The 21,301-nt window shown below is 67.4% G+C and carries 19 protein-coding genes and 1 riboswitch; of the genes, 10 read left to right on the top strand and 9 right to left on the bottom strand.

Annotated features, from left to right (window positions below):
- Nucleotides 1–14: 14 nt before the first annotated feature.
- A riboswitch (cyclic di-AMP (ydaO/yuaA leader) is annotated at nt 15–195 on the bottom strand.
- Between the two features lie 108 nt (nt 196–303).
- Nucleotides 304–534, bottom strand: coding sequence for a hypothetical protein (locus VZC37_RS18890; RefSeq protein ID WP_330434613.1), 231 nt, complete (start codon nt 532–534; stop codon nt 304–306).
- A 244-nt stretch (nt 535–778) separates the two neighbouring features.
- Here VZC37_RS18890 and VZC37_RS18885 point away from each other — a divergent pair, with 244 nt between their 5' ends.
- Both VZC37_RS18885 and VZC37_RS18880 read left to right on the top strand, forming a co-directional pair.
- Nucleotides 779–2,557 (top strand): DEDD exonuclease domain-containing protein, encoded by a 1,779-nt coding sequence (locus VZC37_RS18885; protein WP_330434611.1) that lies wholly within the window; start codon nt 779–781, stop codon nt 2,555–2,557.
- Nucleotides 2,558–2,586: 29 nt separating this feature from the next.
- Nucleotides 2,587–2,865 (top strand): Lrp/AsnC family transcriptional regulator, encoded by a 279-nt coding sequence (locus tag VZC37_RS18880; RefSeq protein ID WP_160901131.1) that lies wholly within the window; start codon nt 2,587–2,589, stop codon nt 2,863–2,865.
- A 29-nt stretch (nt 2,866–2,894) separates the two neighbouring features.
- Here the strand turns inward: VZC37_RS18880 and trpD are convergent, their stop codons facing one another.
- Nucleotides 2,895–3,968, bottom strand: coding sequence for an anthranilate phosphoribosyltransferase (trpD, locus tag VZC37_RS18875; protein ID WP_330434607.1), 1,074 nt, complete (start codon nt 3,966–3,968; stop codon nt 2,895–2,897).
- Between the two features lie 25 nt (nt 3,969–3,993).
- A complete protein-coding gene (locus VZC37_RS18870; protein WP_330434605.1) occupies nt 3,994–4,524 on the bottom strand; it encodes a hypothetical protein in 531 nt (176 codons plus the stop codon).
- A gap of 136 nt (nt 4,525–4,660) precedes the next feature.
- Between VZC37_RS18870 and ctaE the strand changes: the two genes are divergently transcribed.
- The 5 genes from ctaE (at nt 4,661) to VZC37_RS18845 (ending at nt 10,674) form a co-directional block, all read left to right on the top strand.
- Nucleotides 4,661–5,272, top strand: a complete 612-nt coding sequence (ctaE, locus tag VZC37_RS18865; RefSeq protein WP_330434603.1) for an aa3-type cytochrome oxidase subunit III — start codon at nt 4,661–4,663, stop codon at nt 5,270–5,272.
- A gap of 62 nt (nt 5,273–5,334) precedes the next feature.
- Nucleotides 5,335–6,255 (top strand): cytochrome bc1 complex diheme cytochrome c subunit, encoded by a 921-nt coding sequence (gene qcrC / locus VZC37_RS18860; protein ID WP_330434601.1) that lies wholly within the window; start codon nt 5,335–5,337, stop codon nt 6,253–6,255.
- Entirely contained in the window at nt 6,252–7,412 is a 1,161-nt protein-coding gene (gene qcrA / locus VZC37_RS18855; RefSeq protein ID WP_330434598.1) for a cytochrome bc1 complex Rieske iron-sulfur subunit, read from the top strand. Before qcrC ends, qcrA begins: the two co-directional genes overlap by 4 nt.
- Nucleotides 7,409–9,028, top strand: coding sequence for a cytochrome bc1 complex cytochrome b subunit (gene qcrB / locus VZC37_RS18850; RefSeq protein ID WP_330434596.1), 1,620 nt, complete (start codon nt 7,409–7,411; stop codon nt 9,026–9,028). Before qcrA ends, qcrB begins: the two co-directional genes overlap by 4 nt.
- A gap of 122 nt (nt 9,029–9,150) precedes the next feature.
- Nucleotides 9,151–10,674 carry a bifunctional phosphatase PAP2/diacylglycerol kinase family protein gene (locus VZC37_RS18845; protein WP_330434594.1) on the top strand — a complete coding sequence of 508 codons (1,524 nt, stop codon included), beginning with the start codon at nt 9,151–9,153 and terminating at the stop codon, nt 10,672–10,674.
- 83 nt (nt 10,675–10,757) lie between these two features.
- On the opposite strand, the gene VZC37_RS18840 is transcribed toward VZC37_RS18845, so the two are convergent.
- Entirely contained in the window at nt 10,758–11,174 is a 417-nt protein-coding gene (locus tag VZC37_RS18840; protein WP_330434592.1) for a cytochrome c oxidase subunit 4, read from the bottom strand.
- A 3-nt stretch (nt 11,175–11,177) separates the two neighbouring features.
- Nucleotides 11,178–12,239, bottom strand: a complete 1,062-nt coding sequence (gene ctaC / locus VZC37_RS18835; RefSeq protein ID WP_330434954.1) for an aa3-type cytochrome oxidase subunit II — start codon at nt 12,237–12,239, stop codon at nt 11,178–11,180.
- Nucleotides 12,240–12,602: 363 nt separating this feature from the next.
- Here ctaC and asnB point away from each other — a divergent pair, with 363 nt between their 5' ends.
- The gene (asnB, locus tag VZC37_RS18830) at nt 12,603–14,528 is read left to right on the top strand and encodes an asparagine synthase (glutamine-hydrolyzing) (RefSeq protein ID WP_330434589.1); all 1,926 of its coding nucleotides are present in this window, start codon (nt 12,603–12,605) and stop codon (nt 14,526–14,528) included.
- Between the two features lie 361 nt (nt 14,529–14,889).
- Here the strand turns inward: asnB and VZC37_RS18825 are convergent, their stop codons facing one another.
- The 4 genes from VZC37_RS18825 to VZC37_RS18810 all read right to left on the bottom strand — a co-directional run bounded on the left by VZC37_RS18825 (nt 14,890) and on the right by VZC37_RS18810 (nt 18,514).
- Nucleotides 14,890–15,879 carry a carbohydrate kinase family protein gene (locus VZC37_RS18825; RefSeq protein ID WP_431309448.1) on the bottom strand — a complete coding sequence of 330 codons (990 nt, stop codon included), beginning with the start codon at nt 15,877–15,879 and terminating at the stop codon, nt 14,890–14,892.
- A gap of 104 nt (nt 15,880–15,983) precedes the next feature.
- The gene (locus VZC37_RS18820) at nt 15,984–16,343 is read right to left on the bottom strand and encodes a HesB/IscA family protein (protein ID WP_330434584.1); all 360 of its coding nucleotides are present in this window, start codon (nt 16,341–16,343) and stop codon (nt 15,984–15,986) included.
- 104 nt (nt 16,344–16,447) lie between these two features.
- Nucleotides 16,448–17,419 (bottom strand): EamA family transporter RarD, encoded by a 972-nt coding sequence (gene rarD / locus VZC37_RS18815; RefSeq protein ID WP_330434582.1) that lies wholly within the window; start codon nt 17,417–17,419, stop codon nt 16,448–16,450.
- 6 nt (nt 17,420–17,425) lie between these two features.
- Nucleotides 17,426–18,514, bottom strand: a complete 1,089-nt coding sequence (locus VZC37_RS18810) for a glycerate kinase family protein (RefSeq protein ID WP_330434580.1) — start codon at nt 18,512–18,514, stop codon at nt 17,426–17,428.
- Nucleotides 18,515–18,694: 180 nt separating this feature from the next.
- On the opposite strand from VZC37_RS18810, the gene VZC37_RS18805 reads away from it, so the two are divergent.
- Nucleotides 18,695–19,387, top strand: a complete 693-nt coding sequence (locus tag VZC37_RS18805; RefSeq protein WP_330434578.1) for a DUF3043 domain-containing protein — start codon at nt 18,695–18,697, stop codon at nt 19,385–19,387.
- Between the two features lie 69 nt (nt 19,388–19,456).
- On the top strand, nt 19,457–21,298 hold the full coding sequence (gene cobT, locus VZC37_RS18800; protein ID WP_330434953.1) for a nicotinate-nucleotide--dimethylbenzimidazole phosphoribosyltransferase: 1,842 nt from the start codon (nt 19,457–19,459) through the stop codon (nt 21,296–21,298).
- Nucleotides 21,299–21,301: the final 3 nt, after the last annotated feature.

The raw sequence follows: 21,301 nt of genomic DNA, 5'->3' as shown, positions 1-21,301 counted from the left end.
GAAGCGACTTCTCCTTGTTCTCCCTTCGACCGCCGACCGGGTTAGCTGTCGGATTCGGGCCGGAAGACTGGCCCTACACACGAGTCGATGACACCCTTGGCGTCGTCGGGCACGCGCGATTCACCCCAATTCGGATCACTCCGAAAACTGATGGTTCCCCGGTTCGCCCAGAGGGCGATTGAGCGGTGACCGATCCAGACCACTCCTGTTGGAGCGGGACGCTCTGAAAAGGTCTCGGAAAGGTTACGAAATCGAACGCGGGTCTGTCCACCGACCCGTGAGTACGGACTCGGAGCCCCGTGGTCACCCCGCTCGCAGGATGCGCAGATTGCGCGACGAAAATCCGTCCTGAGCAGTGACTTTGCCAGCTCTTGCAGATACTGCAGAGGCTGTGGTGGCCATTGCAGCGGTGACGAATACATCGATCGCGGCGTCGATCTCGGCGTCCGCCGAAGGGCCCGATTCCGTAACCTTTCCTCCACCTTCGCCCGCCGGGTTTCCGCTGCTGGGAGCGTCGAAGAGCACCTGCATCATGCATCCGTCGCAGGAAGTGGGACGACCCGGGCAGGTCTGGCAGTCGACGTACATTGTGTGATCTCCATCTCATTTGCCGGACATGGGTATGTCGAGGGCGGCCGGACGGCCTCTCCGCGCCCGTTCGCCACCTGAGACGGACAGTAGGGGTGGCCACCGACAGTTACGGTCGGCGACGACGTCAACCCACCTTTCCCGCCTGTCACACCAGAATCTGTCGTTACATCGAACTAATGTTCGGTCCGTGGCGCGCGCAACGACGACGGGTGGTGGACAGCTCACCTTTTTCGATCTCGAACGTGAGTCCGCCGATCGCCGGTCCGCCGACGACGAGGACCGTTTCGACCGGTCGCTGTTCGACACGACCATGGTCGTCGTGGACCTCGAGACCACGGGTGGGAGCAGTGCGACAGATCGGATCACCGAGATCGGCGCGGTCAAGATCCGCGGCGGCGAGGTCATCGGGGAGTTCGCCACCCTCGTCGACCCCGGTTGCCGAATCCCCCCGAAGATCGTCACGCTGACCGGCATCACCGAGGCTATGGTGTCCGATGCCCCCGAGATCGGCGCGGTCCTCCCCTCGTTCGTCGAGTTCGCGCGGGGTGCGATCCTGGTGGCGCACAACGCCCGCTTCGACATGGGGTTCCTGCGGAGCAACGCGAACCGGCTGGGCATCGACTGGCCGTTCCACACCAGTCTCTGCACGGTCACATTGGCGCGTCGGATCCTCACCCGCGACGAAGCGCCGTCAGTGCGCCTGTCCGCGCTCGCCGATCTGTTCGACGTGTCCGTGCGGCCCACACACCGTGCGCTCGACGACGCCCGCGCGACGGTCGAGGTACTGCATCGCCTGCTCGAGCGTGTCGGCAACCAGGGGGTGGGCACCTACCGCGAACTGACCGCCTATCTCCCCCGCAGTGATCCGCGACTGCGAGCCAAGCGCTCGCTGGCACAGGGGGTTCCGTCGCGGCCGGGTGTCTACCTGTTCCGCGGCCCCTCCGACGAGGTGTTGTACGTGGGTACTGCGGTCGACCTGCGTCGCCGGGTGCTGTCCTACTTCACCGGCAGCGACCCACGCCGCCGGATGGGTGAGATGGTCTCGGTCGCCACCCGCATCGATCACGTCGAGTGCGCCCACGGTCTCGAGGCCGGAATCCGCGAGCTCCGCCTGCTGGCGGCGCACGCACCCGCCTACAACCGCCGCTCGACCCAGCCACACCGCGGCTGGTGGGTGGTGTTGACCGGCGAACGGTTCCCCCGACTGAAGGTGTCGCGCACCCCCACCGACGATTGCGTCGGGCCCATCGGCAACCGCAGCACGGCCGCCACCATCGCCGATCTCATCGGCGGTGCCGCCGGCCTCCGGAGTTGCACAGGCCGATCGGGCTCGGCGTCACACCATTGGTGTCGCTCGGAGGCTGCGGGCGGACCTCGCATCGGCGGGTGCGCCGCCGCCTCGGACCGGCCGTTGACCCTGCCGGATTATCTGCCCCGGGTCGCCGCCGTCCGCGACCTGATGACCGGAGAGTCCGACGAGATACTCGGCATCCTCACCGACCGGCTCGCACAGCTGTCCGACGCCCAGATGTTCGAGAGCGCCGCGCGCCACCGTGATCGGCTGTCGGCGACGATCGACGTGCTCGCCCGCTGCCAGCGTCTGTCGGCGTTGTGCCGGATCGCCGAATTGGTGGTGGCCCGCCCGGACGATCAACGGGGATGGGAGCTCGCGGTGATCCGGCACGGCCGGCTCGCCGGCGCGGGGGTCGCGCGACGCGGCGTCGCACCCATGCCGGTGGTGCAGACCCTCATCGCCGCCGCGGAGACGGTGACCCCGGGGTCCGGGCCCCTCTTCGGCGCGCCGGCCGAGGAACCGGCGCTGCTCTACCGGTGGATCACCGAACCAGGCGCACGCATCGTCGCGGCCAGCGAACCGTTCGTGCTGCCTGGTGCCTGTGCCCAACGATGGTCGGCATGGTCACGCACGGCACACGACGCCCGGGAGACACGTCGGCGAGCCGGATGACGACGTCGGTGCGCACTACTGTGTCAACCATGATCACCGCCATCGTCCTGATCCACGCCGATGTCCACCAGATCCCGGAGACCGCGCAGGCGGTCGCGGACATCCCCGGCGTGTCCGAGGTGTACTCCTGCGCCGGAGATGTCGACCTGATCGCCAAGATCAAAGTGCGCGACCACGATCAGATCGCCGACGTGGTCACCGGCAAGATCAACCGTTTACCCGGGGTGACACACAGCGCCACCCACATCGCGTTCCGCAGCTACTCACGATCCGACGTGGAAGGCGGGTTCTCCATCGGCGAGGAGTGACACTCCCGCCGCACCGGATCGCCCGGGAGTCAGCGGGACGCGGCGAGTTCGGTGCTGAGTGCCGCCCAACGGTCGAGCAGACGGGCGACGTCGCCGTTGTCGATCACCGCTGCGGCGCGCGTCATCGCGTCGCCCATGGAGTCGCGCAACTGGGCGCCGGACATCGCCTCGCGCTGTTCGAAGGCGACGATCGCGCCGGCCGCGTTGAGCAGCACCGCGTCCCGCACCGGGCCGCGGGTGCCGGCGAACAGATCACGGGCGATACCGGCGTTCACCATCGCGTCACCGCCCTGCAGTGCCGCCAGTTCGACGCGCGCGATCCCGAGATCGGCCGGGTCGAGGCTGAGTTCGGTCACCGAGCCGGCGACGACCTGCCACACCGTCGAGGTCGTCGTCGTGGTCAGTTCGTCGAGGCCGTCGTCGCCCCGCACCACCAGCACCGAGTTGCCACGATCCGCGAATGTCCTCGCCAGGACCGGCGCGAGGTCGACGAAGGCGCATCCGATCAGCCCGCTCTGCGGACGGGCCGGGTTGGTGAGCGGACCCAGCACGTTGAACACCGTGGGGATACCGATCTCCTTGCGCGGGGGCCCGGTGAACCGGAAGGCGGGGTGGAACACCGGCGCGAAGCAGAACCCGATGTTGACCTCGTCGACGCACCTCGCTACGTCCGCGGGCCCGAGGGAGATCCCGACGCCGAGGGCCTCGAGGACGTCGGCTCCCCCGCTCTTCGACGACGCCGCCCGGTTTCCGTGCTTGACCACCGGCACACCGGCCGCCGCGATCACCATCGACGTCATCGTGGAGATGTTCACCGTGTGCGACCGATCGCCTCCGGTGCCGACGACATCGACCGCCGGACGTGTCACGTCGACCAGCGTGGCGTGCTCGAGCATCGCCGACGCCAGGCCGCGCAGCTCGGTCGGCGCCGCACCCTTCATCTTCACGCCCACGCCGAACGCGGCGATCTGGGCGCCCGTCGCGGCATCACTCATGATCTCGTTCATCGCCCACGACGCCTCGTCGATGGTCAGGTCGACGCCGTCGGTGACGCGCCCGAGGATCTGCGGCCAGGTGTACGCGGAAGAGTCGGTGCTGCTCACAGAGGAAACAGTAGTGGTCGCGGCCCTAACCCTGCGCCACCGGTCGCTGCAGCACCTGCCAACGCAGGACGACCCCGCGGTGCCGCGAGCCGAGACTGGCCATCCGCGAACGTTCCTGCGACAGGTGCACGGCGTCGAGCATCTGCACACGCGCCAGGTGCACGACGACCAGGCCCGATTCCCCGTCGCCGGTGGGCTCCGCGTTCGTATCGGTCGTGCGCTGGTCGACGACGACGGAGGTGTAGCCGTCCAGAGCGGCGGTCGCGACGGCGTCGTCGAGCCGTGACGCGGGCAGACGCAACACGTGGCGGAGTACGACCTCGTCCTCGGGACGCCAGGACGAGCGATCCAGCACCACCGAACTCGCCGCGGCATCGTCGTCGGATTCGGCGACGACCACCAGCTCGGCGGCGTCGGTGTCGAGCGCGTCCTGATGGCGACGCCCGATCACGCGCTCACGCAACCGCTCCCAGCGCCCCGGGGTCAGCGGCCGCCCGTTGAGGTCACGGCGGAGGCCCGGCCGACCGGCCGGACCCGGGTTCGATTCGCCTGTCACATCCCCAGGAAACCATGGCCGACGAGACACGCCGAAAACACCGGTGAGCGGCGACGACCAGCGACAAGAGAAAAAGTTCCGGTGAATATCGGACCCAAGTGGTCAGGGCTTACTACGAACCGTCATACTTCACTTTGTGACTAGCGCTGTAGGTACCTCAGGAACAGCCATCACCTCGCGCGTGCACTCGCTGAACCGGCCCAACATGGTCAGCGTCGGTACGATCGTGTGGCTGTCCAGTGAGCTCATGTTCTTCGCTGGACTGTTCGCGATGTATTTCGTCGCGCGCGCCAACTCGTCGGTCGGGTGGCCGCCGGAGCCCACGGAGCTGAACCTCACGCTGGCGATCCCGGTCACGACGGTGTTGATCCTGTCCTCGGTGACCTGCCAGATGGGTGTGTTCGCCGCCGAGCGTGGCGACGTCTTCGGGCTGCGCCGCTGGTATGTCCTCACCTTCCTGATGGGCGCCTTCTTCGTCGCCGGCCAGGCGTACGAGTACATCCACCTCGTCGACCACGGCACCACGCTGAGTTCGAGCGCCTACGGTTCGGTCTTCTACATGGCCACCGGTTTCCACGGTCTGCACGTGATCGGCGGCCTCGTCGCCTTCATCTTCCTGCTGATCCGCACCAAACTCTCCAAGTTCACGCCGGCCCAGGCCACCGCCGCGATCGTCGTGTCCTATTACTGGCACTTCGTCGACATCGTCTGGATCGGCCTCTTCGTCACGATCTACTTCATCAGGTAGGGCACCCGCCGACCTGGCAAGACAACAGCACATCAGTCCGTCCGCTTAGTAGAGAGTCACAGATGAGTTCATCTCCACCGCGACCGTCGGATAGCGACGACGTGGACGCCGCCTCCGGCACGGGTTCGCCGGCCACATCGGCGCGCAAGGCGAAGTCACGGCGCAAACTGCGCCGCCGTGCGAGCGGCACGCTGCTGCTGCTCGTCGGTCTCGTGTCCGCCGGCGTCCTCGCCTCGATCCTCACGCCGAAGCCCCAGGTCGCCATCGCCGACGAGTCGAACGCCGCATTGATCGCCGACGGCAAGAAGCTGTACGAGACCTCGTGCATCACCTGCCACGGCGCCAACCTGCAAGGTGTGGACGACCGTGGCCCGGCGCTGCTCGGTGTCGGTGACGCCTCCGTCTATTTCCAGGTCTCCACCGGCCGGATGCCCGCCGCACGCGGCGAGGCGCAGGCCATCCGCAAGCCGGCCAAGTTCACCAAGGCCCAGATCGACCAGCTCGGCGCGTACATCCAGTCCGAGGGTGGCGGCCCGCAGGTGATCTACGAGCGCAACCCGGATGGCTCGGTGAAGATGGAGGACGGCCTGCCCGTCCTCGCCCAGGAGTCTCTGCGCGGCGACAACCTCGGGCGCGGCAGTGAGTTGTTCCGACTGAACTGCGCGTCCTGCCACAACTTCACCGGTCGCGGTGGCGCACTGTCGTCCGGCAAGTTCGCTCCGCCTCTCGACGGAGTCAACGAGCAGCAGATCTACACCGCGATGCTGACCGGCCCGCAGAACATGCCGAAGTTCTCGAACCGTCAGCTGACGCTCGAGGAGAAGCAGGACATCATCGGCTTCATCAAGTACGTCACCGAGACGAACCCGCAGGGCGGCCTCTCCCTCGGCGGTTTCGGCCCGGTCAGTGAGGGCATGGTGATGTGGGCTGTCGGCGTGACAGCGATCGTCGCCGGCGCCATGTGGATGGGATCACGGACATGAGTGCAAACGACGGTAAGGACACTCCGTCGCAGGACGAACTCGACCAGATGAGCAACGACGAGCTGGTCAAACTCGGCACCAACCTCGACGGGGTGGAGATCATCCACCGCGCCGAGCGGTTCCCCGAGCCCGGTACCGGCGTCGAGAAGCGCGCCGAGCGCCAGGTGGCGATCTGGTTCACCGTCGCAGGTCTGTCCGCGGTCGCCTGCTTCATCATCTTCATCTGGAACCACTGGGAGTTCGCGCTCCCCGGTTCGGACGACTACTGGCGGTACACGCTCAACACCCCGCTGTTGGGCGCGACGTTCGGTCTCTCGGTGCTGTCCATCGGCATCGGCATGGTGCTCTTCACCAAGAAGTTCATCCCGTCCGAGATCTCGGTGCAGGATCGCCACGACGGTGGTTCGGGCGAGGTCGACCGCAAGACCGTCGCGGCCGAGTTCAGCGACTCGCTCACCACGTCGACCCTGCCCCGCCGCAAGATGATCCTTGGTTCGGCGGCGTTCGGTCTGGGCGCCTTCGCATTCACCGGCTTGGTCGCCGGCCTCGGCGGACTCATCAAGAATCCGTGGGCCGAAGGGGATGACTCACCGCTGTGGCACACCGGGTGGTCGCCGATCTACAACCCGGCCGACGACCCGAATGAGACCATCTTCCTGCGACGCGACACCGGCAACCCACACCAGGTCGCCCTGGTACGGCCGGAGGACCTCGACGCGGGCGCGATGGAGACGGTGTTCCCGTGGCGTGTCTCCGACGGCTACGGCGAGACCGAGGAATCACGACACAAACTCATCGAGGGGCTCCGCTACGTGAGCAACCCGGTGATGTTGATCCGTTTGCGTCCTGAGGATGCCGCCCGCGCCATCAAGCGCAGGGGCCAAGAGAGCTTCAACTACGGCGACTACTTCGCCTACACCAAGGTGTGCAGCCACCTCGGGTGCCCGACATCCTTGTTCGAGCAGCGCACGAACCGCATCCTCTGCCCGTGCCACCAGTCGCAGTTCGACGCTCTCGAGTTCGGCAAGCCGATCTTCGGCCCCGCCGCACGGGCACTGGCACAGTTGCCCATCACGGTGAACAATCAGGGATACATGGTCGCCGCAGGCGACTTCATCGAACCCGTCGGACCGGCATTTTGGGAGCGTAAGTCATGACCATCGCCGACCGTGTCGCGGCGCAGGCCAACGAGGTCGACTCGCGATATCACGCCGCCCCGGGTATCCGGCGGCAGATCAACAAGGTGTTTCCCACCCACTGGTCGTTCCTGCTGGGTGAGATCGCGCTGTACAGCTTCATCATCCTGCTGGTCTCGGGTGTGTACCTGACCCTGTTCTTCGATCCGTCGATGAGCGAGGTCATCTACGACGGCGCCTACCAGCCGCTCAATGGCGTGATGATGACCAAGGCATACGCCACCACTCTGGACATCTCCTTCGAGGTTCGTGGTGGCCTGTTCGTGCGGCAGATCCACCACTGGGCGGCGCTGCTGTTCGCCGCGTCGATCGTCGTCCACATGGCGCGCATCTTCTTCACCGGCGCGTTCCGACGCCCGCGTGAGGCCAACTGGATCATCGGCTGTGTCCTGCTGATCCTGGCGATGTTCGAGGGCTTCTTCGGATACTCGCTTCCCGACGACCTGCTGTCGGGCACCGGCGTCCGCGCCGCGATGAGCGGTATCGTGCTCGGTATCCCGTTGATCGGCACCTGGATTCACTGGGCACTGTTCGGCGGGCAGTTCCCCGGCGACATCATCATTCCGCGCCTGTACATGATGCACATCCTGCTGTTCCCGGGCATCATCCTGGCGTTGATCGGCGCCCACCTCGCGCTGGTCTGGTACCAGAAGCACACTCAGTTCCCCGGCCCCGGTCGCACCGAGAAGAACGTCGTCGGCGTGCGCATCCTGCCGGTCTTCGCAGTGAAGTCGGGCGCATTCTTCGCGATCACCACCGGTGTGTTGGCCATCATGGCGGGCGTCTTCCAGATCAACCCGGTGTGGGTCCTCGGCCCGTACAACCCAGCGCATGTCTCGGCCGGCGTCCAGCCTGACATCTACATGATGTGGACAGACGGCCTCGTGAGGCTGATGCCTGCGTGGGAGCTCTACCTCGGGAATTACACGATCCCCGCCATCTTCTGGTGTGTCGTCATCATCACACTCATGTTCACCGTGATGTTCGCGTATCCGTGGATCGAGAAACGAATAACCGGCGACGACGCTCACCACAACCTGTTGCAGCGTCCCCGCGACGTCCCGGTCCGCACCGGCGTCGGTGCCATGGTCCTGTCGTTCTGGATCATCCTCACGTTGATGTGCATGAACGACATCATCGCGTTGAAGTTCGACGTGAGCCTGAACGCCACGACCTGGATGGGCCGGATCGGCCTGATCGTGGTGCCACCACTGGCGTACTTCATCGCATACCGGTGGGCCCTGTCGCTGCAGCGCAGTGACCGTGCGGTTCTCGCCCACGGCATCGAGACGGGCATCATCAAGCGCCTGCCGCAGGGTGAGTACATCGAGGTGCACCAGCCTCTCGGCCCGGTCGATGACCACGGTCACCCGATCCCACTCCCCTACGAGGGTGCGGCGATACCGAAACGGATGAACAAGCTCGGCTCGGCCGGCGCTCCCGGAACGGGCTCGATCCTTCTCGAGGATCCGCCGGAGCAGCAGGCACGCAACATCGAGCGCGAGCATGAGGCGGAGCGGGCCGAGCAGAAGGCTCTCCGCGAGCTGCAGGAAAAGGGTGGCAATCCGCTCGACTGACCTGCTAGCACGTCCCGAAGGCCACCGTCGCACCACGCGACGGTGGCCTTCGGCGTTCCTCGGGACACTCGGGCCCTCGAGGGAACACCGGCCCGCAGGCGCGGCCTGATTAGGATCGAAGAGTGATCCGACCGTCCCGTCCCACTCGAACCGCCGCCCGATCCCTATGGGACTCCACGGGATTGCGTGAGATCACCCGCGGCCTCGGCACTCTCGACGCGGAGATCTTCGAGACCATCGCACAGTCCCAGTCCCCTGCCCTGGACGCCGTGATGCCGGGTTTGACCCGGGCAGCCGACCATTCCAAGCTCTGGCTGGCGATCGCCGGTGGGATGGCGCTCAGCGCGCGGCCGACGGCGCAACGGGCGGCGTTCCGCGGGGTCGCCACCGTCGCGGTCACCAGTGTCGTGACCAATCAGGTCGCCAAACGGGTGCGCAACCGTCCACGTCCGGCCACCGCGTCGGTACCTCTGCAGCGGCGCGGCCATCGCACCCCCACGTCCAACTCCCTGCCGTCCGGCCACTCGGCCAGCGCAGCAGCGTTCGCGATGGGTGTGGGGATCGAGCATGCCCCGACGGGGCTGGTGTTGGGCGGGCTGGCGGGGCTGGTCGGGTTGTCCCGCATCGCCACCGGAGCCCACTACCCCGGCGACGTCCTGGCCGGGTTCGGGATCGGCGCTACCGTCGCCGTCGTGGGCGGTCGGTTGATCCCCCCGATCACCCAGCACAGCATTGCGATCCCCCCACCGTCGCGGGTCTCGGCGCCGAGTTGTCCGCGTGGAGCCGGCGTCGTGGTGATCGCCAACCCCGCTTCCGGTTCCGGGGACACCGGCCGGATGCTCGACGAGATACGTTCGCTGCTGCCCGAGGCCGAGATCGTCGAACTCGACCGCGACGAGGACATTCCCACCGTGATGCGTGAGGCCGCGACCCGCGCTCAGGTGCTGGCCGTGGTGGGTGGTGACGGTACGGTCGCCTGCGCTGCTCCGGTTGCCCTCGACGCCGGGCTACCGCTGGCCGTGTTTCCCGGCGGCACCTACAACCACTTCGCCCGCGATCTCGGCATCAGGTCGGCCGCCGACACCGCGCGGGCAATCGTCGACGGAGCGCTGATCCGGGTCGACATCACCCGACTCAACGATGCGACGGTGGTGCTGAACACCGCGAGCATCGGCGCCTATCCACACTTCGTGCGGACGCGGACCAAGCTGCAGCACAAGCTGAGTCGTCCCTTCGCGACCGCGGTGGCACTGACCTCGACGATGCGCCGCACCCGCCCGGTGCGCATCCGGGTCGACGGCGAGGTTCTCGAGACGTCGCTGTTCCTGATCGGCAACTCGCTGTACCGGCCGTCCGGGTTCGCCCCATCGCGGCGCCTGCGACTCGATGACGGTCTGCTCGACGTCCGCATCCTCGAGGTCGGCCATCGCTTCGCGACGCTGCGTCTCATCGGGTCGCTGCTCAGCGGACGCCTCGAACGTTCACCGCTCTATCGCGAACTACAGGTCCCCGAGTTCTCGTTCTCCGCCGTCGACCGCCCGGTCGTCGTCGCGCACGACGGCGAGGTCGGTGAGAGCTACGACGAGGCGACGTTCCGCGTCGCTTACCGGGCGCTCCCCGTGTACGCGCCCGGCTCGGGCTCCTGAGACCGGTTCCTGAGACCACCGAGACCACAACGGCCGCCCCCGATCTCGCATCGGGGGCGGCCGTTGTGTCCAGTTCTGTGGAGCTAGTGCTTCTCCGGTCCCACGTGATATTCGAAGACCAGCCCGGCGGCGGTACCGATGATCACAACCGACGCGAAGATCGCGAACCAGAAGTTGCCGGTCGCGAAACCGATTCCGAACATCGCGGCACCCGCCGCGATGAGGATCGGCCACCACGAGTGCGGGCTGAAGAAGCCCAGTTCGCCCGCGCCGTCCTCGACTTCGGCGTCCTCATAGTCCTCGGGACGGATCTCGACGCGACGCGCGACGAAGCGGAAGTAGGTGCCGGCGATCAGGGTCAGACCGCCGCTGAAGAACATGCCGACCACGCCGACCCATTCGATGCCCTTGCTGGCGAACGCCGTACAGATCGTGTAGATGATGGCCGCGACGAAGAAGAACGCCGTGAGCAGCTCGAAGATCCGTGCCTCGATTTTCATCCGTCAGTCTCCCACCGTGCAGCCTTGCAAGGACGTGTTGGAGGCGTCACCCAGATCGGTCGGGGTGTCACCGGAAGTGGCGCGTCGGGTTTCGAACGGCACCGTGGTCACCGATTCCGGCACCTCGCAGATCGCCTCCAACGCTTGCGCATTGGTCGCCTCCGGGTTGTCCTCGCGGTACCGGATGTAGGAGTCGAACTTGTCCGGCGTCACGGCGCGCACCTCGAAGTTCATCATCGAGTGGAACGTGCCGCACATTTCCGCACAACGACCGACGAATGCGCCCTCGCGGTCGATGCTGGAGATCTGGAACACCGGATCGCTGTGGTTCTGCTCCGGGAACGGCATCACGTCGCGCTTGAAGAGGAACTCCGGCACCCAGAACGAGTGGATGACGTCGGTGGCGGCGATCTGGAACTCGATGCGCTTGCCGGTCGGGAGCACCAGAACCGGGATCTCGCTGGACGAGCCGACGGTCTCGATCTGGTTGAAGTTGAGGTAGTTGCGGATGTCGTCGTCGCGGCCACCGGCGGGCAGCGGCAGTTCCTCGCCGTGCTCGGAGGCCTCGCGCTGCGCCTGGACGTCGAACGGGCTGCCGACACCCTCGAACCCGTCGTACTGGGTACCGTCGCTCAGGACGGCCTCGCGGTAGCCGAACTTCCAGTTCCACTGGAAGGCGGTGACGTCGACGACCACCTGGGGGTCGTCGGTCTTGCTCTCCACGTCGTTCTGGACCACGACGGTGAAGTAGAACAGCACCGCGATGATCACGAACGGGATCGCCGTGTACGAGAGCTCCAGCGGGACGTTGTACGCGGTCTGCCGGGGGAACTCGTCCTTACCCTCCTTGTGGCGGTGGAAGGTGATGGTCCAGAAGATGAGGGCCCACACCAGGATGCCCATCAGCAACGCGGCGATGACCGACCAGGTCCACAAATCGCCCATCTTCTGCGCCTCGGGCGTCACACCCGACGGCCAACCGAAGTTCATCACCGTGCGGGCGTCACAGCCCGACAGGAGAAGTGCACCGATGCCGAGTGCGACGAGAGCACCGACCTGCTTGATCGTCCGCGATGCGGAACGGGCCTTGTCCGCCCGCGGCCGTCCACCGTGTGCCAATTTCACGCCTTCCCGCTCGCTCGGTCCGACACGCCGTGTCGCCCGAGTTGCCATGTCACATGACTCGCACAGGGCTTTCTTCGCCCGCGCCGAGTCAAGTCACACTCAGCGCCAAGGCAATTCTTGCACCTAGTACTACGCAGCGTAGACCAACCGGTGCAACGTTTCGTGATTGGGGTTTACCTGCGCGCCTGGACACCCCGGACACCCGACCCGCGCCGGGACACCGACACCTTGTGGCCCGTGTTCGTCAGGCATACTCGACCCGTCAGAAGCGCATGGTGACGTCGATGAAGTGAGGCCTGTCTGGTGTGTGGTTTGCTCGGTCTGCTGACCTCGGACGGTTCGGCATCGGAGTCGGTCGGCCTGGTGGCCGAAGCCTCGCACTGTATGCGTCATCGCGGGCCCGACGAGCCGGGCACCTGGCACGACGACGACCTGGTGTTCGGGTTCAACCGGCTGTCGATCATCGACATCGAGCACTCGCATCAACCGTTGCGCTGGGGGCCACCCGAAGAGCCCGACCGCTACGCCCTGGTGTTCAACGGTGAGATCTACAACTATCTGGAGATCCGCGAGGAACTGCGCCGCGACCACGACGCTCAGTTCCACACCGAGGGTGACGGCGAGGCCATCGTCGTCGCGTTCCACCATTGGGGCCCCGACGCGGTGCGCCGTCTGCGCGGCATGTTCGCGTTCGCCATCTGGGACACCGTGCGGCAGTCGCTGTTCATCGCCCGCGACCCGTTCGGCATCAAACCGCTGTTCATCGCAACCGGCCCCGGCGGTACCGCATTCGGCAGCGAGAAGAAGAGCCTGCTTGAGCTGACCGGCCGACTCGGGCTCGGCGACGACCTCGACTCGCGGGCCATCCAGCACTACACGGTTCTGCAGTACGTACCCGAGCCGGAGACCCTCCATGCGGCGATTCGCCGACTGGAGTCCGGTTCGCACGCGACGATCGAGCCCGGCCGCGCACCGCAGATCCAGCGGTACTTCACCCCGCGGTTCACGGTGCGTCCGTTCGGCTCCGGCGGCGCTCAGGCACGCTACGACGAGATCGCCGACGTGCTGTCCGATTCGGTCGCCAAGCACATGCGCGCCGACGTGACCGTCGGATCGTTCCTGTCCGGCGGCATCGACTCGACTGCGATCGCCGCGCTGGCCATCAGACACAATCCGGACCTGATCACCTTCACGACCGGCTTCGAACGTGAGGGCTACTCCGAGGTGGACGTCGCCGTCGAGTCCGCCGAGGCCATCGGCGCCCGACACATCGTCAAGGTCGTCAGCCCGAGCGAGTTCATCGACGCCATCCCCGAGATCGTGTGGTACCTCGACGACCCGGTCGCCGACCCCGCCCTGGTCCCCCTCTACTTCGTCGCCCGCGAGGCCCGCAAGCACGTGAAGGTGGTGCTGTCCGGGGAGGGTGCCGACGAACTGTTCGGCGGTTACACGATCTACAAGGAACCGCTGTCGTTGAGTGCGTTCGTCCGGCTGCCGGCCGCTCTGCGCCGCATCGCCGGCCGGGTCTCCGACCGCATCCCCGAGGGCACACGCGGCAAGAGCCTGCTGCACCGCGGGTCGCTCACCTTGGAGGAGCGGTACTACGGCAACGCCCGCAGCTTCGACGACGCCCGGCTGCGGGCCGTCCTGCGGGACTATCGACCGGAGTGGACCCACACCGACGTGACCCGCCCGATCTATGCGATGTCGCAGGGACTCGACCCGGTCGCCCGGATGCAGCACGTCGACCTGTTCACCTGGCTGCGCGGCGACATCCTGGTCAAGGCCGACAAGATGACCATGGCCAACTCCCTGGAGTTGCGGGTGCCGTTCCTCGACCCCGAGGTGTTCCGGGTCGCCGAAGGTCTGCCGTTCGACGAGAAGATCGCCCACGGCACGACGAAATACGCGCTGCGACAGGCGCTGGAGCAGATCGTCCCGGCGCATGTGCTGCACCGTAAGAAGCTCGGCTTCCCGGTGCCGATCCGCCACTGGCTGGCCGGCACCGAGATGTTCGACTGGGCCCACGAGACCATCGCGCACTCCCAGACCGACCACATCCTGAACAAGGAGGCCGTGGTCGAGATGCTCAACGAGCACCGCGAGGGCGTCGTCGACAACAGCCGCCGCCTGTGGACCCTGCTGATGTTCATGGTGTGGCATGGCATCTTCGTCGAGAAATCCATCGTTCCCGACATCACCGACCACAGCTACCCCGTGCGGCTGTAACGCGAGATCCCCACCCAACGCCATCAGCACGGCAGTCGAGAGAACCCCGAATTTCGTCGAGAGCATCCAGCCCGGCTCGAGAAGTTGATGCTGTCGGCAGAATTCTGGATGCTCTCGGCGAAATTCGGGGTTCTCTCGACGTGAAGCGGGCTCGGTCGACCCTTTCGCGCCTTCGCGCCTTTCGCCCTTTCGCGCCGACAGAACCCAAAAAATCGCCGACAGAACCCAGATTTTCGTCGAGAGCACCGCCTCGGGAGTGAAGCTGGGTTCTGTCGGCGATTTTTTGGGTTCTGTCGGCTACCGTGCTGGGCGCGGTGACGGCCCGGGGCCTGCTGCGACCTAGCCCGGGGCGCGCTGCGACCTAGAGTGCGGCGGCGATCTCCGACGACGCCGCCTCGCCATAGGCGTCGGCGAGGCGCTTGAGGGCGAGGTCGCGATCCCATGTCCAGTCCTGGGTGGACACCGTCTCCAGGACGAGGACCGCCACCATCGAACCGACCTGGGCTGCGCGTTCGAATCCGAGACCCTTGCTCAGGGCGGTGAGGAATCCCGCGCGGAATCCGTCGCCGACGCCGGTCGGGTCCACCTTCTCGGTCTCCGGGACCACGGCGACGTGTGTGCGGGTGCCGTCCTTTTCGACGATCTCGACGCCGCCCTTGCCGAGCGTCGTCACCCGTACCCCGACCATGTCGGCGATGCGGTCCTCCGACAGGCCGGTCTTCTGCCGGAGGAGGCCCCACTCGTACTCGTTGGTGAACAGGTAGGCGGCGCCGTCGATGAGGGCGCGGGCCTGCTCGCCGTCGAGGCGGGCGAGTTGCTGGGACGGATCCGCGGCGAACGGGATACCGAGCCGGCGGCATTCGTCGGTGTGGCGGATCATCGCGTCGGGATCGTCGGCGCCGATCAACACCAGCTCGGGTGTCGTGGTCGCGGCGAACACCTCGGACAGCGCGATCTCGCGGGCCTCGCTCATCGCGCCCGGATAGAAGCTCGCGAGCTGGGCCATCGTCTGGTCCGTGGTGCACATGAACCGGGCCGTGTGCTGGGTGTCGGAGACCCGGACAGCCCGGCAGTCGACGCCGTGCGCTTCGAGCCACTGCCGGTACTCACCGAAGTCGGCGCCGACGGCGCCCACCAACATGGGGTTGCCGCCGAGGAGACCCATGGCATAGCAGATGTTGCCGCCGACACCACCGCGACGAACCACCAGGTCCTCGACGAGGAAGCTCAACGAGATGTGTTCGAGCTGGTCGCCGAGGAGTTGTTCGGAGAACTTCCCCGGAAAGGTCATCAGATGATCGGTCGCGATGGAGCCGCAGACAACGGTTGCCACGTGTGGGACGCCCTTCATTCCGGAAGATCTGGACAGCAGTCCACGCTACCCAGGCCTACAGACGAGAGCGACCGCACCCCCGGATCACCGGGAATGCGGTCGGCTGTCTCTGGAAGAGTCGCTCAGTTGAACGAGTCGCCGCAGGCGCAGCTACCCGTCGCGTTGGGGTTGTCGATGGTGAAGCCCTGCTTCTCGATGGTGTCGACGAAGTCGATGGTTGCGCCGCCTACGTAGGGCGCGCTCATCCGGTCCACCGCGAGGGTGACGCCGCCGAAGTCATCGGTGAGGTCGCCGTCGAGGCTGCGGTCGTCGAAGAACAGCTGGTAGCGCAGTCCCGCGCATCCGCCCGGCTGAACGGCGATCCGCAACGACAGGTCATCCCTGCCCTCCTGGTCGAGCAGGCCTTTCGCCTTGGCGGCAGCCGCGTCGGTCAGAAGGACACCGGTCGCGGTGGTGGTTCCGGATTCGTTCTGAACGGTCATCGATGCTCCTGTATGTCTCGGGGCGGGAGTCCTGCGCACGGCCGGAGTCGTCTCCGACCCGTCGTTGAGGCCACGTGCTCACGTCAACGGTACCCCGTCCGACTCTATTCCTGCCGAATCGGAGTGTCCGGGGTGACCTCGGTCGCCCGCCGCCGCGCCGCGATGACCGCGTCGGCGGTGAACACGATGAGTGCGAGCCAGACGATGCCGAACCCTATCCACCGCTCGCCGGGCATCGGCTCGTCCAGGATCACGACACCGATGACCAGTTGCATCGTCGGCGTGATGAACTGGGCGATTCCGAGGACGACGAGCGGAACCCGACGCGCCCCGGCGGCGAAGAGCATCAGCGGCGCGGCGGTGACGACGCCGGCCATCGCGAGCAGGGCGGCGTGCCCGGGTCCCGACGTCCCGAACGTCAGGCCCGTCGTGAGGGCCACGACGACGAGCTGACCGACCGCGAGCGGGGCCAGCCACAGCGATTCGAGGGTCAACCCGCTGGTCACGTCGACGCTGGGTCCGATGCGCTTCTTCACCAGCCCGTAGAACCCGAACGAGAACGCGACGCCGAGCGCGAGCCACGGGAACGCGCCGTACCCGACGACGATGACCAGCGTCGCGAGGACCGCCAGTCCGACGGCGAGCCACTGCATCGGACGCAGGTGTTCGCGCAGCACGAGCACACCGAGCATGACGGTGACGATCGGGTTGATGAAGTAACCCAGACTCATCTGGATCACATGTCCGGAGAGCGTCGCCACCACGAACAGCTGCCAGTTGAGGTAGATGAGCACCCCGGCGACGGCCGTCCATCCGAGGAGCTGCGGGCGCCGCAGGATCGCCCGCAGCCGGGCCCAGCCTCCCGCCAGCGGGATGAGCACGGCGTAGAAGGCCAGCGAGAGCAGAATCCGCCAGGCGACCACCTCCCACGGTCCGGTCGGTTCGAGCAGCACGAAGTAGAGAGGCAGAAAGCCCCAGAGCGCGTAGGCGCCGACGGCGTAGAGCGAGCCGGTGACACGACTGCCGAGCGAGCGCCCCTCGGACGTTGCGGGAACGGCGACGGAATCGCCACTCACCGACGGTCACACACGAGCACTGCCTGCCGACCCTTGCCCGTCCCACCCTGCGGCCACCTGTTCGGCCAGTGTGGCCAGCTGGTTGTCCGCGTCGTTCATCGCCACCTCGACGGATCCGGCGACGTCGACGATCGCGTATGCGCCGGCGATCCCGGCCGCCGCGATCTCGTCCGCGGAGAGCGCGACCTGACCGGCGAACACCACTGTCGGAATGCCGGCTGCGCGTGCCGCGTCGTTGAGGGCGGCCACCACCTTGCCGCGCAGGGTCTGCGAGTCGAACTTCCCCTCGCCGGTGATCACGAGGTCCGCTGCCGCGACGTCGGCGGCACGATCGGTCGCGTCGGCGACGACGGTGGCGCCGGAGACCCGCCGCCCGCCGAGTGCCAGCAGCGCGGCGCCGAGGCCGCCCGCGGCACCCGCCCCGTCCTCGGCCGAGATGTCACGTCCTGCCGTCTCCGCGAGGACCTGCGCCCACTCGGTCAGGCGCTGTTCGAGCCGCTCGACGGTGGCCGGATCGGCGCCCTTCTGCGGTCCGAACACCGACGCCGCACCCCATCGACCGAGCAGCGGGTTCTCCACGTCCGACGCCGCGACGAGGCCGACCCCGGCGAGCATGCGCGCCGCGTCGCGAGGCCCGCCGAGCGCGTCGATCATCCCGCGTCCGCCGTCGGTGGTCGCCGAGCCACCGAGGCCGACCACGATTGTCGCGGCCCCGGCCTCGAGCGCCTCGATGACCAGATGTCCGACGCCGGTGGTGTCGGCGCTCAGGGCGGTGCGCGGGGTCGGACCTCCGCCGAGCTGATGTAGCCCGCATGCCTGCGCGCATTCGATGTAGGCGACGGGCGAAGGTCCGCGATCGTCGAGCAACCACGACGCGGTCACCGCCGCGCCGAGCGGACCGGACACGGTCGCTGTTCGTAGCGTCCCGAACCGGGAGGCCAGCACGTCCACGAATCCCGGTCCGCCGTCGGATTGCGGGGCGCACCGGACGTCGTCCGCCGGTCGTGACGCCGACCATCCACGGGCGATCGCCTGTCCGGCCGCCACCGCCGACAGGGTGTCGCCGAACGAGTCGGGCGCGATCAGAACGCGCATGTCGTCGCCGCGATCGACCGCTCACCGGTGGCTGAACCCATGCGCTGGAGTATAGGGAGGTCCGCGAACCGCGGCAGCGCGGATCACCTGGTGGCGCGTCTGTGAAATGGGTGGCCGGTGTCCGATCGAACGCCGGAGACCCGCCGTTCCATTGCACAGACTTACCACTAACCTGGAGGGGTGAAGTTGCCATGGAAGTCCGACGACGAAGCCTCCGCCACGAGCACCGACGACGCGGTGTCACAGACCACCGACGCCGATCCGGCGGGCACCGACGTCACCGACTCCAAGGGCAGCGCCTATACGCCGGGCAAAGGTCGCGCGACGCCGTCGCGGCGCCAGGCGGAAGGCCGTCGTCGCGGCCCGGTGGCCCCGCCGCCGACGAACCGTTCGGAGGCCCGCGCCCGCAAGAAGGCGTTGAAGTCGACCATGTCGAAGGACGAGAAGCGCAAGCTCGCCGACGACCGACGCGTCCAGCGCAACGAACAGCGCGAGAAGATGATGGCCGGCGACGAGCGCTACCTGATGCCGCGCGACAAGGGCCCCGTGCGTCGGTTCGCCCGCGATCTCGTCGACTCGCGACGCAACTTCGCCGGGCTGTTCATGCCGTTCGCGATCGCGTTGATCGTCGTGATGTTCGTGCCGCAGCTCGCCGTCTACGCGAACATGGTTCTGCTGGTGTTCGTCGTGTTCATGGTGATCGATGCCGTCCTCCTCGGCCGCCTGGTGAACCGACGCGTCCGGGAACGTTTCCCCGACGTCGATCCGTCGCAGACCGGCTTCCGCCTCGGCTGGTATTCGTTCACCCGCGCCATGCAGTTGCGCATGATGCGTGCACCGAAGCCGCAGGTGTCGCCGGGCGACGAGGTCTGATCGGTGACGACTCGGGGGACGCCGGAATCCGGCGGTGTCGACGGCGACACCAGGCTTGCGCGGCCACCGATGCGCACCCTGGTGCTCGGTGGGGTGCGGTCGGGTAAGTCGGGATACGGCGAATCGCTTCTCGGCGACCACGACCGGGTCCGCTACCTCGCCACCGGACCGACCACCACCTCGGACGCCGAATGGTTGGCGCGCGTGGCGCAGCACCGCCGACGACGCGACGACCGCTACTCCACCGTCGAGACCACCGACGTCTCCGACGAACTGCGATCCGACGCGCACACTCCCACGTTGCTCGACGACCTCGGCAACTGGCTTGCCGCGCAACTCGACCGACGCGGCGGGTGGGGCGACGAACCCGTCGACATCACCGACCTGACCGGCGACCTGTGCGCCGCCATCAGCTCGTTCGACGGCGACCTGGTCATCATCAGCTCGGAGGTCGGACTCGCGGTGGTCCCCCCGACCCCCGCCGGCCGCCGGTTCCAGGACGAGCTCGGCGCGCTGAACGCGGCGGTCGCGGCGGTCTGCGATCGCGTGGTCCTGGTGATCGCGGGTCGCGTCGTCGAGTTGCCGGCCTCGCCCACGGCAGCTCCCCTCTCGCCCACCGCAGCTCCCCTCTCGCCGACAGAACCCCAGATCGCGCCCACAGCACCCACAATTGCGCCGACGGAACCCCGGATCTCGCCGACAGAACCCGAAATCCCGCCGACAGAACCCGAAACCCCACCCACCGCAACCGAAGTCGCGGCGACGACGTCGACGGTCGCGCCATCCACCGATCCCGGCACACCGACCGTCGACCCCACCGATGCGGAGAACTTCCCCGCGATCGAGATGCCCGACATGGCCACCGCCGGCGCGGCACGGGCGCGGCACCTGACCTTGACCAAACCGGCCGGGTCGCTGGGCCGGCTCGAGGAGATCGGGATCTGGCTGTCGTCGTGTCAGGGGATCTGCCCACCCCGACCCATCACCGCACCCACGGTCGCCGTGTTCGCCGGCGATCACGGCGTCGCCCGCTCAGGGGTGTCGGCGTTCCCGCCCGAGGTGACCGCGCAGATGGTGGCCAATTTCGTCGCGGGCGGCGCCGCCGTCAACGTGCTCGCCCGCCGCGCCGGGGCCACGGTTCACGTCTTCGACATGTCGGTCGACGCCGACACCCCACCCGAGGTGTCGCGGTTCAAGGTGCGCCGCAGCAGCGGTGACCTCACCACGACCGATGCCCTGTCGCTGGCGGAGGCGCGCGAGGCGCTCGCCGCCGGGCGCGCGGTCGCCGATCAACTCGTCGACTCCGGCGCCGACCTCCTCATCGGCGGCGAGATGGGCATCGGGAACACCACCCCGGCCACCGTGTTGATCGGTGCGCTGGCCCGACGCGAGCCGGTGGAGATCGTCGGACGTGGCACCGGCATCGACGACGCCGGCTGGATTCGCAAGACCGCGGCGATCCGCGACGGGATGCGTCGCGCCCGTCGCCACGTCCACGATCCGCTGTCGATGCTGGCGGCGGTTGCCGGTGCGGACCTCACCGCGCTCGCCGGATTCTTGGCCCAGGCGGCCGTCCGACGGACCCCGGTCATCCTCGACGGCATGGTCGTCACCGCCGCCGCGATGGTCGCGGCCGAACTCGCGCCCGGCGCGTCGCGGTGGTGGCTGGCCGGGCACCGCTCCGTCGAGCCGGCGCACACGATCGCCCTCGATCACCTCGACCTCGTTCCGGTGCTCGACATGTCTATGCGGCTCGGCGAGGGCAGCGGCGCCCTGGCCGCGCTGCCGCTGGTGGCGAGTTCCGTCGACATCCTCACCTCGATGGCGACCTTCGACGAGGCCGGGGTCAGTGACCGTGACGCCGCAGACGACGACGTGTCGTCGCCGGCGCTCGCGACCGGGCCGTCCTGAGCA

Source organism: Gordonia sesuvii, from assembly GCF_036350415.1.
GTDB lineage: Bacteria > Actinomycetota > Actinomycetes > Mycobacteriales > Mycobacteriaceae > Gordonia > Gordonia sesuvii.
The sequence above is the reverse complement of the archived record's forward strand: the minus strand, read 5'-3'. Positions and strand labels throughout refer to the sequence as shown.

What these genes read in the sequence shown, in the direction of transcription:
- VZC37_RS18810 (WP_330434580.1), bottom strand. Translation starts at nt 18,514, where the DNA reads ATGCGCGTTCTGATCGCGCCCGACTCGTTCGGCGACACCCTGTCGGCG.
- qcrA (WP_330434598.1), top strand. Translation starts at nt 6,252, where the DNA reads ATGAGTGCAAACGACGGTAAGGACACTCCGTCGCAGGACGAACTCGAC.
- qcrB (WP_330434596.1), top strand. Translation starts at nt 7,409, where the DNA reads ATGACCATCGCCGACCGTGTCGCGGCGCAGGCCAACGAGGTCGACTCG.
- cobT (WP_330434953.1), top strand. Translation starts at nt 19,457, where the DNA reads ATGCGCACCCTGGTGCTCGGTGGGGTGCGGTCGGGTAAGTCGGGATAC.
- qcrC (WP_330434601.1), top strand. Translation starts at nt 5,335, where the DNA reads ATGAGTTCATCTCCACCGCGACCGTCGGATAGCGACGACGTGGACGCC.
- VZC37_RS18880 (WP_160901131.1), top strand. Translation starts at nt 2,587, where the DNA reads ATGATCACCGCCATCGTCCTGATCCACGCCGATGTCCACCAGATCCCG.
- VZC37_RS18820 (WP_330434584.1), bottom strand. Translation starts at nt 16,343, where the DNA reads ATGACCGTTCAGAACGAATCCGGAACCACCACCGCGACCGGTGTCCTT.
- VZC37_RS18890 (WP_330434613.1), bottom strand. Translation starts at nt 534, where the DNA reads ATGATGCAGGTGCTCTTCGACGCTCCCAGCAGCGGAAACCCGGCGGGC.
- VZC37_RS18825 (WP_431309448.1), bottom strand. Translation starts at nt 15,879, where the DNA reads ATGAAGGGCGTCCCACACGTGGCAACCGTTGTCTGCGGCTCCATCGCG.
- VZC37_RS18840 (WP_330434592.1), bottom strand. Translation starts at nt 11,174, where the DNA reads ATGAAAATCGAGGCACGGATCTTCGAGCTGCTCACGGCGTTCTTCTTC.